This is a genomic window from Novosphingobium sp., from assembly GCF_025351285.1.
In the GTDB taxonomy this organism is placed as follows: domain Bacteria; phylum Pseudomonadota; class Alphaproteobacteria; order Sphingomonadales; family Sphingomonadaceae; genus Novosphingobium.
In genome coordinates this window covers 92,850-105,986 of the sequence record NZ_JANXWG010000150.1, presented here as the reverse complement: position 1 = coordinate 105,986, position 13,137 = coordinate 92,850, and the positions used below count along the sequence as shown (strand labels likewise).

The window sequence follows — 13,137 nt, the reverse complement described above, 5'->3', positions numbered from 1 at the left end:
CGGCCATCGCCGAAGCGGTCCGCGAGGCCGAGACGGAGCTGATCGAGGATGTCGAGACCCTGCGCGCGGAGGCCGCCGACGCGCTCTGCACCGGGTTGCCGCTGGGCGATCGGCCCGAAAAGCAGGCGATCGAAGACGCGGTGCTCGACCGCCTGCGCGCCGCCGCCGACGAGGCCCGCAGCACCGCCGCTGCGCAATGGGACGCCGGGTTTGCGGAACGCATCGCCGGGGTGGACGCGCTGCTCCCGCCCGATGCTGCGGAGGAAGGCGAGGATGCGGGAGAGGGGGGTGATTTGCCGGCCGAGCTCAAGTCGCTCGGGGCCAATTCAAGTCACTCGGGGCCAGTCACTCGGGGCCGTGTGGGCGGCAAACGCAAATGGGGGCCGGGATTGCTCCCGGCCCCCACGCTCGCTCACCACTGGCAAGCCACGATTTCGCCTTCGATCATCGCAGGCCGCACTTCCGGATTGCTCCGGGGCCCGGTCCGCCACGCTGCCTTGCGCTTGCAGAAGGCTGCTCCTTTGCAGGAAGCCTCCTGCGCCAGCCTGGCTGGGCGCCATCGCCGCTCCACCGGCCTTGCGGCCTGGGATGGGCGTTGATCTTTCCGCTGCGACGCCGCTCCCTCAGCCGCGATGCCTCGCGGCATCCGCTTCGGACGGCCTTCCGCAAGGGAAGGATCATCCGGCTGGCTTCGGCACCGTCGATGGTTCGTTCTTCCGCCCCGAAGCGCGGTTGAATTTTACACCTCGGAAAGCCTTGGCCAACCGGTTTCGAGACCATCGTGCTGCAATGTTCCGCCGCAGCAATTCCGCCGAAACGGATCTGCTGGATTGGTCGATCGCAAAGCCATCAAAGTCTGCATCGATACGTGGGATTGTCTCTGATTTTCAGAGGCTTGCGCCTTGATTGCCAGGGTCGATCCTCGCTTCCGACACACAAATGCTGCGCCTCGATCCCGAGTCGCGCAAGCGCAAAACGGCACAGTTATCCACAGGCCGCCGCATTCGCGGTGGACAACTCTGGATAACTTTGGGGCGGTACGATTCCGGTGAGTTTAGCGATCCCTTTGCGCCAACAAACGAAGCCGGAGCGCGTTGAGCTTGATAAAGCCTGCCGCGTCTTTCTGGTCGTAAGCGCCGGCATCGTCCTCGAACGTGACGTGGCGTTCGGAATAGAGCGAATTGGCCGACTTGCGCCCCACCACCGAGGCATTGCCCTTGTACAGCTTGAGCCGCACCGTGCCCGAGACCTTGGCCTGGCTGTGATCGATCGCGGCCTGCAACATTTCGCGCTCGGGGGCGAACCAGAAGCCGTTGTAGATCAGTTCGGCATAGCGCGGCATCAGCTCATCCTTGAGATGCGCCGCGCCGCGATCGAGCGTGATGCTTTCGATCCCGCGGTGCGCCCGGGCGTAGATCTCGCCGCCCGGGGTTTCGTACATGCCGCGGCTTTTCATGCCGACGAAGCGGTTCTCGACCAGGTCGAGCCGGCCGATGCCGTGCTTGCGACCCAGTTCATTCAAAGCCGTGAGCAGCGTGGCTGGGCTCATCGCCACCCCGTTCAGCCCGACGCCGTCGCCCTTTTCGAATTCGACGGTGATGTATTCGGATACGTCGGGCGCGTCCTCGGGGTTCACCGTGCGGCTGAACACGTAATCGGGCACTTCCTCCCACGGGTCTTCGAGCACTTTGCCCTCGGACGAAGTGTGCAGCAGGTTGGCATCGGTCGAGAACGGGCTTTCGCCGCGCTTGTCCTTGGACACCTGGATCTGGTGCGCCTCGGCCCAGGCGATCAGCGCGGTGCGGCTGGTCAGCTCCCACTCGCGCCACGGAGCGATGACCTTGATGTTGGGATCGAGCGCATAAGCAGACAGTTCGAACCGCACCTGGTCGTTGCCCTTGCCCGTGGCACCATGCGCGATCGCATCGGCGCCGACTTCGTGCGCAATCTCGATCAGCCGCTTGGTAATCAACGGCCGCGCGATCGACGTGCCGAGCAGGTAATCGCCTTCATACCGCGCATTCGCCCGCATCATCGGAAACACGAAATCGCGGACGAATTCCTCGCGGACGTCGTCGATGTAGATGTGCTCGTCGGGCAGGCCCATCAGCTTGGCCTTGGCCCGCGCGGGTTCGAGTTCCTCGCCCTGGCCGAGATCGGCGGTGAACGTGACGACCTCGCAGCCATAAGTCACCTGCAGCCACTTGAGGATCACCGATGTGTCGAGACCGCCCGAATAGGCCAGGACGACGCGCTTGATATCCGACATGGGCTGGTAACTCCGGCAGGCAAATGGCCGGGCGCGCGTATCAGGCGGGGGGCTGGTAGGAAAGGGGGAAGTGGCATCCCGTACGCCAGTCCAAGCTCAAACCGCCTCGAACGCATAGCCCGCCGAGCGCACCGTGCGGATCGGATCGGCCGCGCCGTCCAGCGCCACCGCTTGCCGCAACCGCCGGATGTGGACGTCGACCGTGCGCAGTTCTATGTCGCTGCCGCTGCCCCACACCGCGTCGAGCAATTGCCCGCGCGAGAACACGCGGCCGGCGTGTTCCATCAGGTGCTTGAGCAGCCGGAATTCGGTGGGCCCGAACTTCATGACCTGGCCGCGACGGACAACGCGGTGCGCGGTCGGGTCGAGCGAGATATCGCCCACCACCAGCGTTTCGCCTGCCAGCGCCGGGCGCACGCGGCGCAGGACGGCGCCGACACGGGCGATCAGTTCGCGCGGGGAGAACGGCTTGGTGACGTAATCGTCCGCACCGATTTCAAGGCCGCGCACCCGGTCTTCCTCGTCGCTGCGCGCGGTCAGCATGATGATCGGCACGTGCGCGGTGGCCTTGTTGCGGCGCAGGCGGCGGCACACTTCGATGCCGCTGGTGCCGCCGATCATCCAGTCGAGCAGGACGAGATCGGGCACGTCTTCGGTGGCGAGCAGCAGCGCTTCATCGCCATCGCCGGTGGTGCGCACGGCATAGCCTTCGCCGCGAAAGCGGTATTCGACCAGTTCGGCGAGCGCGAGATCGTCTTCGACCAGAAGCAACTTGGGGGCAGGCATGTCGTTTCAGACTCCGCGAATGTACCCTGTGCCAACACCACGCACGTTACATTTGAATGACATATCCGGTGCGGCGAACCACATTGTCACATTCGCGGGCTCGTTTCCATCAAACCGGCAGCGGCCCTTTCTCGCGCTCGGGCAGGGTCTTGCCGGTAACCGAGTAATGCACGACTTCGGCGATGTTGGTGGCGTGATCGCCGATCCGTTCGATGTTGCGCGCCACGAACAGCAATTGCGCGGCGGTGCTGATCGTGGCCGGGTTTTCGACCATGTACGACACCAGGTTGCGGAAGATGCTGTCATAAAACGCGTCGACCCGGCTGTCGCGGGTCAGGATTTCGGCGGCGGCTTCGGCATCGCGCGCGGCGAAGGCGGTGAGCACGTCGTGGACCATTTCGGCGGCCAGGTCGTTCATCGCGGGCAGCAGCGTGAGCGGTTCGAACTTGCGGCGCCCGCTGATCTGGCCGACGCGCTTGGCGATGTTCTTGGCGTAATCGCCGATGCGCTCGATGATCCCGGCGATCTTGAGCGTTGCGATCACATCGCGCAAATCGTCCGCTACCGGCGATCGCAACGCCAATACGGTGATCGCGAACCGGTCGACTTCGGCCTCGAGCGCGTCGATCCGCTTGTCGCGCTCGATCACCTGTTGCGCCAGTTCGAGGTTGCCGCTGACCAGCGCGTCCATCGCTTCGTGGACCGAAAGCTCGGCCAGGCCGCCCATCTCGGCGATCAACCCGTGAAGGCGGGCCAGTTCGTCGTCGAAAGCCTTTACGGTGTGTTGTGCAACCATGATTTCACCTCTTTGATCGTGTGTTTAGCAGATCGCGCGAGTCTTCGAAATCGCGCGGAAAGTCGTATTGCCGATCATCCGGCAGCCTGGGCCAGCGGAAGCGCCGGCGTGGCAGTCAGCTTGAACCGCGCGGTGACGGTGGTTCCCACGCCCAGCTTGCTGGTGATATCGAAGCGCCCGCGGTGCCGTTCGACGATGTGCTTGACGATCGCCAGCCCCAGCCCGGTGCCGCCGGCGGCGCGGCTGCGGCCGGGGTCGGTGCGATAGAAGCGCCGGGTGAGGTGAGGCAGGTGCTCGGGCGCGATGCCTTCGCCTTCGTTGCGCACGGTCAGCACGGCCTCGTTGCCCTCGTGCGCCACGCCCACCACCACCGGCTTGACCGGATCGCCGTATTTGAGCGCGTTGTCGACAAGGTTGCGCACCAGTTGATCGAGCTGCTGGCGATCTCCCGCCACGGTGAGGCCTTCTTCAACACCGGCATAGATGACGCGGTGTGCACCATCGCTGTCGTTGCTGGTGGATTCGGCGATTTCCAGCGCGATGCCGCTTGCCAGCATCGCCAGGTCGATCGGATTGCGCGGCGGGTCGTGCTTTTCCGCTTCGATGCGCGAGAGCGCCATCAGGTCTTCGACCAGCGTCTGCAACCGCCTTGCCTCGCGCAGCACGATCAAGTGGAAGCGCTTGGATGTGGCCTTGTCGACCTTTGCATCGGGGTCGGACAGCGTTTCGATGTAGCCGATGATCGAGGCCAGCGGGGTGCGCAATTCGTGGCTGGCATTGGCGACGAAATCGGTGTGCGCACGGCTGATATCGGCCTCTGCCGTGCGGTTGACGAGTTCGATCAGCGAAAAGCGCGCATCGATCGGCACGCGGCTGACTTGCCAGATGCTGCGCGGCGCGGTCAGGCCCTTGACCATGACCGTTCCGGACGGCGTTTCGAGCAGTGCGATCGCCTCGGGGTGGCGCAAGGCCACCCGCGCATCCTGACCGACGACGTGCTGCCCCAGCGCCTCGCGCGCGGCGGCGTTGGCGCCGGCGATGCGGTCCTTGTCGAGCATCAGGATCGGCAGACCGAACGGTTCGATCAGGTCGATCATCATCCTGTTCGAGAGCACGCCGCTATCGGCTGCACGCGGTTCGATCTTCGCCTGGCGCCGTCGTAGCCACAGCGATCCGATCCACGCCACCAGCACCGCGATCACCAGGAACGGCTCGGTCCCGCTCAGCACGAGCACCAGCGCACCCGCCAGCGCGAGCGCGATCGGGGGCCAGTACAGGTCTTGCAGGCGGTTCATCGGCAGCAGGGGACCGGTTACGAAGGGAAGGCGGCGGCGCGAACCCGGGGCATAGCCATGCGATTGTGACAAGAGCAAGACGAGCGGCCAACTCTACGGGAGATTGGCGCGCCGCAGGGGCTGTGCCATGGGTGTAGCGACGGAATCGCGAATGGGAGAGTGACAATGACCGACGGTGCGGCGCAGCGACTGGCGGCCATGCAAGCGGCCCTGGCGCAGGACAGCGAGGCGTTCTGGCTGGCCGAAGCCACGCAGCGGCTCGACTGGAGCCGCGCGCCCACCCGCGCCGATGAAAGTTCGTTCCACCGGGAGGATTTCGGCGTGCGCTGGTTCGCCGATGGTGAACTGAACCTCAGCGTCAACTGCCTCGACCGCCACCTCGCCACGCGCGGCGACCAGACCGCGATCGTGTTCGAGGGTGACGAGCCGGGAGAAGGCCGCCGCATCACTTACCGCGAACTGTACGAGGACGTCTGCCGCTTCGCCAACCTGCTGAAAGCGCAAGGCGTGGTGAAGGGCGACCGGGTCACGCTGTACATGCCGATGATCCCCGAAGCCGCGGTGGCGATGCTGGCCTGCGCCCGCATCGGCGCGATCCATTCGGTGGTGTTCGGCGGTTTCAGCCCCGAAAGCCTGGCCGGGCGGATCGAGGATTGCGGATCGAAGCTGCTGGTCACCGCCGATGAAGGCTTGCGCGGGGCCAAGCACATTCCACTCAAGGCCAATGCCGACAAGGCGCTGGCGCACTGCCCGTCGATCGAAAGCGTGATCGTCGTGCGCCGCACCGGCCGCCCGGTGGCGATGGAGGACGGCCGCGACGTGTGGTGGCACGAACACCGCGACGCCATGGCGCCCGAATGCCCGCCCGAACCGATGAACGCCGAGGACCCGCTGTTCATCCTCTACACCAGCGGCAGTACCGGCAAGCCCAAGGGCGTGATGCACACCACCGGCGGTTACCTGTTCTGGGCGGCGTGGACTTTCGACCTGCTGTTCTCGGCCACCGAAAAGGACTTGTTCTGGTGCACCGCCGATGTCGGCTGGGTTACCGGGCACACGTATGTCGTCTATGGCCCGCTGGCGTGCGGGGCGACCACGGTGATGTTCGACGGCGTGCCCAATTACCCCGATCACGGCCGCTTCTGGGAGACGATCGAGCGGCTCAAGGTCACGGTGTTCTACACCGCCCCCACTGCGCTGCGATCGTTGATGCGCGAGGGTGATGCGTTTGTGCACAAGTACGATCGCTCGTCGCTGCGGTTGCTCGGTTCGGTGGGGGAGCCGATCAACCCCGAGGCGTGGGAGTGGTATCACCGCGTGGTCGGTGACGGCCGCTGCGAAATCGTCGACACCTGGTGGCAGACCGAAACCGGCGCCACCCTGATCGCGCCGATCCCCGGCGCGGTGAAAACCAAGCCGGGATCGGCCACGCTGCCGCTGCCCGGTGTCCACCCGCTGCTGGTCGATGCCGAGGGGCAGGAACTTCACGGCGCCACCGACGGCAACTTGTGCATCACCAAAAGCTGGCCCGGCCAGATGCGCGGCGTATGGGGCGACGAGGAACGCTTCTTTCAGACCTATTTCACCACCTATACCGGGCTCTACTTCACCGGTGACGGATGTCGGCGCGACGAGGACGGGTATTACTGGATCACGGGCCGGGTGGATGACGTCATCAACGTCAGCGGCCATCGCATGGGCACCGCCGAGGTCGAATCCGCGCTCGTTTCGCACGCCAAGGTGGCCGAGGCTGCCGTCGTGGGCATGCCGCACGAGATCAAGGGGCAGGGCATCTACGCCTATGTCACGCTGAACGCCGGCGAGCCCGACAGCGACGCCTTGCGCACCGAATTGCGCGCCTGGGTCCGCACCGAAATCGGCCCGATCGCCAGCCCCGACAAAATCCAGTTCGCCCCCGGCCTGCCCAAGACCCGCAGCGGCAAGATCATGCGCCGCATCCTGCGCAAGATCGCCGAGGGGGACGTGAGCAGCCTGGGCGACATCTCGACGCTGGCCGACCCGGCGGTGGTCGATGACCTGGTCGCGAACCGGGTGGGCTGAAGCGATGACTTGCACGCTCTGGCAAACCCCGCATTCGCTCTATTCAGGCAAGGTGCGCAGCTACCTCATCAAGAAGCGCATCGCCTTTCGCGAGGCCACGCCGTCCGATCCGCGCTTTGCGGACGAGGTGCTGCCCAGGGTCGGGCACAATGTGATCCCGGTGCTGGAATCCGCCGATGGCGAGGTGTGGCAGGATACCACCGCGATCATCGATGTGCTCGAAACGCGCCACCCCGAACCCGCCATCACCCCGCCCGGCCCGGTACAGCAAGTCGTCGCGCATTTCCTCGATGCGTTCGGCTCCAACTACCTGCTGCCGCTGGCGATGCATTACCGCTGGTCGTACCGTAACCGGCAGGAGCTGTTCCTGCGCACCGAATTCGCGCGCGCGATTTCGATCGGCATGCCTTACGAACAACGGCTCGAAACCGCCGCCAAGCTGATGACGCGGTTCGCCGGAATGCTCGGCCCGCTCGGGGTCACGCACGAAGTGATCCCGGCGATGGAGGCAGCCTACGCCGAACTGCTCGCCGTGCTCGAGGCGCATTTCCGCGTCTATCCCTACTTGCTCGGCGCGCGCCCTTCGCTGGCCGATTTCGGGATGGTGGCGCCGCTTTACGCGCATCTCGCGCGCGATCCGGTCCCGGCCATGCTGATGCGCACCACCGCCCCCCAAGTCGCGCGCTGGACCGAGCGGATGAACGCGGACGAGTTCGCAGACCCGGACTACCCCGATGCCGCCGCCGATCCGCTGTTCCCGGCAGACGACGCAATTTCCGCCACGCTCGAAGCCGTGCTCAAGGTCGCCTTCGAACAGTGGACGCCGGGCCTTGCCGCAGACGCCGCCGCGGTCGATGCCTGGGTGGCAGCCGAAGGCAACCCGCCCGCCGGAACCGTGGTTTCGAGGCAAGGCAAACGCTCGGTCCACCCCGACGTCGGCCCCGTGGAATATGCCTGGCGCGGCGTCACCATGCGCCGCGCCAGCCACGTCCACTCGCTGTGGCACCTGGCCCGCGCGCAAGCGCTGGCTGACGCGTTGCCACCCGCCGATCGCACACGGCTGGACGCCTTGCTCGACCGGACGGGCGGAACCGCGCTGATGGCGAAACGGCCTGCACGCGTTCTCGGGCGCGAAGGCAACGTGATCGTGCTGGCCTGATGGCTTTGTGGTCCGATCGACCACTTCGGATCGACGTCTTTGGATCGACGGCGGCGCGCGGGGATGGAGTGCGGGACCTCGCGCGCCGACGCCGAACCGGTCAGAAATGAAGCCCGATGCCGCCGATCACCTGTTGCTGGTCGCCAAGCTGGCTTGACGGGGTGTAACGATATTCGGTCTTGAGGTAGGCGCCGCCGCCCAGTCCGTATTCGCCGCCCACGCCCAGCCGCACGCCTTGCTGCGATCCCCTGGCGGTGGTGACGTTGCCGAGTGGGTCGGTGTAGCTGGATCGCACGTGCGTGTCGTTGAAGGCCACGCGCCCGTACAACAGCGCCGGCCCGGCCTGGTAACCCAGCCGCGCGCCGACATCGAAATCGTTGCGCAGCTTGCTGCACAACTGGTCGGATGCGGCCACCACGCCGCTGGCGCACTGCGAACCGGCGCCAAAATCGAGATTGGCGTCCACCCCGGCGATCACGTGACCGGCCAGCGCAACGTCATAGCCCGCGCCAAAGCCATAGATGCCATGTCCACCCCCGGTGCTGCCTGCGGGCGCGGTGCCGGTCTGGTCGGGGATCGAGAGGTGATCGTATCCGCCCTGCACTTCGACATGCGCACCGCCCACCGATTGGGCGTGGGCTGCCAGTGGGATGAAAGCAATCGCTCCGGCAAGGATTGCCGCTCGAATGTAAAAATGCGAATTGGCGACCTTATTATTAGTCATCGTGATGTTCCTTACACGAATGTGTCAATGCTTAGCCCCGGAGATTACCAATATGGCTGGCGAGTTACATCATCCTGACATGGCCATGTCGCGAATCGTCGCGGCGTTGTTACAACTGTTGCGAGATACGCCGCACTAGCCTGGTCCGCTCCGCAGCATCCCGCCGCGCGCTTCGGCGGTCCAGCGCTGATGGCGAAGCGGCCGAAGCAAGGCCTTGCGCGCGAGGCCAAAGTCAGCGTGCCGGGCTTAACGGCAGCGACATCGGCACGTCCGCCTATGCTGCCCGCAAGCACGGCGTGATCGGCCTGACCAAGGGCGCCGCCATCGACTATGCGCAGCAACGCCTTCGCGTAAACGCGCTCTGCCCGGGATATTGCCATTCGGAGATGGTCGATCCCTATGTCGAGGCAGACCCCGCGCTCTTCGCGAAGATCGTCAACCGCCACAGCGCGATGAACCGCCTGGGTGATGCGCACGAAGTGGCCGACGCGATTGTCCTGTCCTACAATGCTCGATCGTGGATAGAGTCCTTGGATGACCTGCCGTTCGATCTGCCTTGCCAAAACTGTCATTGTGCGACGCGACCGCGCCTTCACCTTTCGTTCCAGGACACCGTCACTTGCGTCAACATGTCACCTTTGCGCGTCGCCTTGGCGCAAGCGGAGGACCGGGGCATGATCGCGGGCATGGACCGCCGATTCGCTCTTTTCGCCGCGCCGCTGGCGCTGTTGCTCACTGGCGCCGCGCCGCATCGGGTGGTGCATGCGCCGCCACCAGCCCCGCTGCCCGACGCGGTACGGGTGGCGCTCACCACCACGCTGGGGCCGATCGTGGTCGAGGTGGATGTGAAGCACGCAGCCATTACCGCGACCAACTTCGTGCGCTATGTCGATCAGCGGCGGTTCGACGGGATCGTGTTCTATCGCGCGATGCACCTGCCGTGGGGTGAGCCGCCCAACGGGCTGATCCAGGCCGGCACGCAAGGCGATCCCAAGCGCATCCTCAAGCCGATTGTGCACGAACCGACCAGCCAGACCGGGCTGCTCCACAAGGCCGGATCGCTGTCGATGGCGCGGTTCGCGCCGGGTACGGCGACGGGGGATTTCTCGATCATGCTATCGGACCAGCCGGGGCTCGACGCCGATCCCAAGGGCACCACGCCCGATGCCCAGGCCGGGTTCGCGGTGTTCGGGCACGTGGTCGAAGGCATGGATGTGGTCCGCAAGATCTGGGACGCGCCGCTTTCGGCCACCAAGGGCGAAGGCGTGATGAAGGGCCAGATGCTGGCCGCGCCGGTGAAGATCGTGACGGCGCGGCGGGTGGCGGTTTCGGCTTCGAATTGATCAGGGTTTTGCCACGCCCTTCGCGCATTCGGCGCGCATCGCGGCCACGTCGCCTGGCAGCACCCGCGCATGGCGCACCGCGCAAGGCCTGCCCACATCGTCGGTCATCACTGCCAGCGGCAAGCCGAAACCGCGCCCGGCGATGACTTCGGCAAGGTCAAGCGCCACGTCGGGCGGCATGGCCTCGATGCCTTTTGCAGCAGCCAGCGTGCGGATCGGCCGATCGATCCAGCCAAGCACCAGACCTTTCGGGTGGGCGGCGATGGCCAGCGGTCCCAGATCGCGCAATTCGGCGATGCAGGGCGCGCACCAGCGGGCGCCGAACAGGACCAGCCGCGATGCGGGCCACGCCGCCGGAGGATGCCCGGCCCGCACGGGATCGGCGCCGGCCAGCGGCGCCATGGCCCACACCATCCCGATCAGAAATGCCACCGTCGTACGCAGGAACATTGACGCAACCTAGCCATGCGATCACGATCTCGCCATTGTAAAGCAATCGGCCAATGCAATCGTCTAAAGCAATCGGCCAAAGCCGCCAATCGAACCAGTGGAGAGTGCAGCGTGTTGGTATTGTCGATCCTTGCGCTGGCCGCTGCCCCCGTCGCCGCTTCCCCAGTTGCCGCACCTGACGCATCGGCTCCGCTGCAAGTCCAGTTCGATACAGCAACCAAAGCCTGGGAAGCCAACGACTGCGCCACCGCGCTGCCGATCTTCGCGCGGTTGGCGGTGGACCCGCGGATCAAGCCGGGCACCGTCCCCGCCGGCGCCATCGCCTTGCGCCAGGGCCAGTGCCTGGTGCGCACCGGTTCGACCGAAGAGGGCGAAAGCGCGATCGGGCGCGGCGTCGCAATCTTGCGCAATGGCGGGCCTGGGCTGGCCGCCGACGTTTCGCTGGGCGAAACCATGCTGGGCGACATCGCCGCGGAACGCTGGGACCATGATGCCGCAGTCGGTCACTACACAGCCGCGTTGGCGCTGGTGACCGGTGTCGACCGTATCGGCCCACTCAGCCGCCTGGCCAAGCTTCTGTCGTTCGACGGTGATGGCAAGGCGCTGGCCTATGCAGAGGAAGGCATGCGGGTTCTGGCCGCCATGCCCGCGCCGAACAAGTTGCAGCAGGCCGGTTTCCAAACACTGCATGCGCGCGTGTTGCTCAACCAGGGCCGTACCAAAGAAGCCTACACCGAACTCCAGCAGGTCTTGGGGCTGTCGGGTGGGCTGACCACCAAAGTCAGCATCGAACAGGCCACGATGCGCGCAGACCTGGCACAGGCGGCGCTGCTGGTCGGCCGGAAGGACCAGGCGCGGACCTACCTTGCCTATACCGGCGCCGGGCGCATTGCAGAATCGCCGTTCGCCATGGCTGCGGCGATGGACCTGCCGGCATGCGGGCCCGAAACGGGACTGGCGACCGAAGACGTGGCCATCGTAGAATTCGGCATCGGCGCCAACGGCACCGTCGATCATGCGCAAACCATCTATTCGCGCGGCAATTACGCAATGGCATCGGCGTTCGCCCGCGCGGTCAGCCACTGGTTCTGGGACCCCGACAGCCTGGCCAAGGTGCCGGCGTTCTACCGGCGTTCGACACGGGTCGAATTGCGATGCAGCGCCAGCGGCGGCGGCGTACCCGATATCAGCAGTCCATTGCGCCAGCGCTTCCTGAAATGGGCTTCGGCCCAGATCCCCAACGCCGATTTTGCCGACATGACGCGCCGCCGCGAGGTGGAGGTGATGCACCGCATCGTCGATGATGCCGATGCCCGTCACGATGCCGCCGGTGCCATCGCCGCGCTGGGTGTGCTCGCACTGGCCGAACCGGCGAGGGGCAAGCCCGCGCGCGACCGGATCGACCGTGCGCTGGCGCTGGCGCAATCCGCCAAGGCGCCGGCCGATGCGACCGGATTTCTGCGGCTGGCCAAGGCCGAAGCCGAACTCGCCGGGGACTTCGCCAGCCGGCGACCGGGGCGGATGACGATCGAGCGGATGGCGAGCGACACTTACGCTGCGCTGGCTCAGGATCCTGCTGCCGCGGGCGATCCCTTGCTGCAGGACACGGCGCTGATCCTGTCGCTGCCCCGCCTTGCAGTGCGCGGGCAAACTGCACCGTCGCAGGCCCTTCTGCGCCGTGTGGCCGATGACGAACGGGTGGGCAGCGGCCATCCGTTGCGGCAACTGGCGCTGCTCAAGCTGGCCAATCTTGCGGTGGTGGAACGCGATTTCCCCGCAGCACAGGGCTTTTTCCAGCGAACCGGGCTGAGCGAGGAACAATGCTCGCTGATCGGCCCGACCCCCGCACTGCGCAACGCCGGTGCGGCAGATAGCAAGTTCCCGGCAGAGGCGATGCAGATGGGCTTCGAAGGCTGGGTGCGCGTGGAATTCAACATCAATGCCGATGGCACGACGGGTGCGCCGCGTCCGACGATCGCCTATCCTCCGTTCGTGTTCGTGGAAGCGGCCTCACAAGTGGCGCGCGGTGTCCGTTACGAAGCCAGCTTCCGCCCAACCGGCGGGGCAGCCTGCAGCGCGCACAGTGAAACGATCCGTTTTGCGATTCCGCAAAACCATTGAGCGTCTGGATCATTCGCGAACCGGTGAATTCAGGATCGGACACTCCTGCGAAGCTTCTGATGAATTGGAGACGCCCTGCGGTAATCGAACCGGTGTTTCAGCCACGAACGGACTGAACTGGCGGTGCGGCTTC

Annotated in this window: 12 protein-coding genes; 6 read left to right on the top strand and 6 right to left on the bottom strand. The window is 65.7% G+C overall.

Features of this window, described 5'->3' with window-relative positions; genetic code table 11:
- The coding region (locus tag Q0R16_RS18590; RefSeq protein ID WP_295639771.1) for a hypothetical protein at positions 1-599 on the top strand (599 nt) is incomplete at its 5' end.
- On the top strand, positions 589-906 hold the full coding sequence (locus Q0R16_RS18585) for a hypothetical protein (protein WP_295639767.1): 318 nt from the start codon (positions 589-591) through the stop codon (positions 904-906). The genes Q0R16_RS18590 and Q0R16_RS18585, both read left to right, overlap by 11 nt.
- A gap of 148 nt (positions 907-1,054) precedes the next feature.
- On the opposite strand, the gene Q0R16_RS18580 is transcribed toward Q0R16_RS18585, so the two are convergent.
- The 4 genes from Q0R16_RS18580 to Q0R16_RS18565 all read right to left on the bottom strand — a co-directional run bounded on the left by Q0R16_RS18580 (position 1,055) and on the right by Q0R16_RS18565 (position 5,146).
- The gene (locus tag Q0R16_RS18580; RefSeq protein ID WP_295639765.1) at positions 1,055-2,269 is read right to left on the bottom strand and encodes an argininosuccinate synthase; all 1,215 of its coding nucleotides are present in this window, start codon (positions 2,267-2,269) and stop codon (positions 1,055-1,057) included.
- Positions 2,270-2,365: 96 nt separating this feature from the next.
- Complete coding sequence (gene phoB / locus Q0R16_RS18575) at positions 2,366-3,055, bottom strand: phosphate regulon transcriptional regulator PhoB (protein WP_295639762.1); 690 nt, start codon at positions 3,053-3,055, stop codon at positions 2,366-2,368.
- Positions 3,056-3,164: 109 nt separating this feature from the next.
- The gene (phoU, locus tag Q0R16_RS18570; RefSeq protein ID WP_295639759.1) at positions 3,165-3,851 is read right to left on the bottom strand and encodes a phosphate signaling complex protein PhoU; all 687 of its coding nucleotides are present in this window, start codon (positions 3,849-3,851) and stop codon (positions 3,165-3,167) included.
- Positions 3,852-3,925: 74 nt separating this feature from the next.
- Positions 3,926-5,146, bottom strand: coding sequence for an ATP-binding protein (locus Q0R16_RS18565; protein WP_295639756.1), 1,221 nt, complete (start codon positions 5,144-5,146; stop codon positions 3,926-3,928).
- Between the two features lie 165 nt (positions 5,147-5,311).
- On the opposite strand from Q0R16_RS18565, the gene acs reads away from it, so the two are divergent.
- A complete protein-coding gene (acs, locus tag Q0R16_RS18560; protein ID WP_295639753.1) occupies positions 5,312-7,207 on the top strand; it encodes an acetate--CoA ligase in 1,896 nt (631 codons plus the stop codon).
- Positions 7,179-8,366 carry a glutathione S-transferase family protein gene (locus Q0R16_RS18555; protein ID WP_295639749.1) on the top strand — a complete coding sequence of 396 codons (1,188 nt, stop codon included), beginning with the start codon at positions 7,179-7,181 and terminating at the stop codon, positions 8,364-8,366. The genes acs and Q0R16_RS18555 overlap by 29 nt, the downstream gene beginning before the upstream one ends.
- A gap of 100 nt (positions 8,367-8,466) precedes the next feature.
- Here Q0R16_RS18555 and Q0R16_RS18550 read toward each other — a convergent pair whose 3' ends face one another.
- Positions 8,467-9,090: an outer membrane beta-barrel protein gene (locus Q0R16_RS18550; RefSeq protein ID WP_295639746.1), complete on the bottom strand. Its 624-nt coding sequence runs from the start codon at positions 9,088-9,090 to the stop codon at positions 8,467-8,469.
- Between the two features lie 50 nt (positions 9,091-9,140).
- Here Q0R16_RS18550 and Q0R16_RS19625 point away from each other — a divergent pair, with 50 nt between their 5' ends.
- Positions 9,141-10,433 carry an SDR family oxidoreductase gene (locus Q0R16_RS19625; RefSeq protein WP_366858013.1) on the top strand — a complete coding sequence of 431 codons (1,293 nt, stop codon included), beginning with the start codon at positions 9,141-9,143 and terminating at the stop codon, positions 10,431-10,433.
- Here the strand turns inward: Q0R16_RS19625 and Q0R16_RS18535 are convergent, their stop codons facing one another.
- Positions 10,434-10,883, bottom strand: a complete 450-nt coding sequence (locus Q0R16_RS18535) for a hypothetical protein (protein WP_295639743.1) — start codon at positions 10,881-10,883, stop codon at positions 10,434-10,436. It abuts the gene before it with no gap.
- Positions 10,884-10,994: 111 nt separating this feature from the next.
- Between Q0R16_RS18535 and Q0R16_RS18530 the strand changes: the two genes are divergently transcribed.
- Positions 10,995-13,004 (top strand): hypothetical protein, encoded by a 2,010-nt coding sequence (locus tag Q0R16_RS18530; protein ID WP_295639740.1) that lies wholly within the window; start codon positions 10,995-10,997, stop codon positions 13,002-13,004.
- The last annotated feature ends 133 nt before the right edge of the window (positions 13,005-13,137 follow it).

Bases quoted from the DNA above. Each gene is read 5' to 3' on its own strand.
- Q0R16_RS18565 (WP_295639756.1), bottom strand. From the start codon at position 5,146: ATGAACCGCCTGCAAGACCTGTACTGGCCCCCGATCGCGCTCGCGCTG.
- Q0R16_RS18580 (WP_295639765.1), bottom strand. From the start codon at position 2,269: ATGTCGGATATCAAGCGCGTCGTCCTGGCCTATTCGGGCGGTCTCGAC.
- Q0R16_RS18535 (WP_295639743.1), bottom strand. From the start codon at position 10,883: ATGTTCCTGCGTACGACGGTGGCATTTCTGATCGGGATGGTGTGGGCC.
- Q0R16_RS18550 (WP_295639746.1), bottom strand. From the start codon at position 9,090: ATGACTAATAATAAGGTCGCCAATTCGCATTTTTACATTCGAGCGGCA.
- phoB (WP_295639762.1), bottom strand. From the start codon at position 3,055: ATGCCTGCCCCCAAGTTGCTTCTGGTCGAAGACGATCTCGCGCTCGCC.
- Q0R16_RS18555 (WP_295639749.1), top strand. From the start codon at position 7,179: ATGACCTGGTCGCGAACCGGGTGGGCTGAAGCGATGACTTGCACGCTC.
- phoU (WP_295639759.1), bottom strand. From the start codon at position 3,851: ATGGTTGCACAACACACCGTAAAGGCTTTCGACGACGAACTGGCCCGC.
- Q0R16_RS18585 (WP_295639767.1), top strand. From the start codon at position 589: ATGGGCGTTGATCTTTCCGCTGCGACGCCGCTCCCTCAGCCGCGATGC.
- acs (WP_295639753.1), top strand. From the start codon at position 5,312: ATGACCGACGGTGCGGCGCAGCGACTGGCGGCCATGCAAGCGGCCCTG.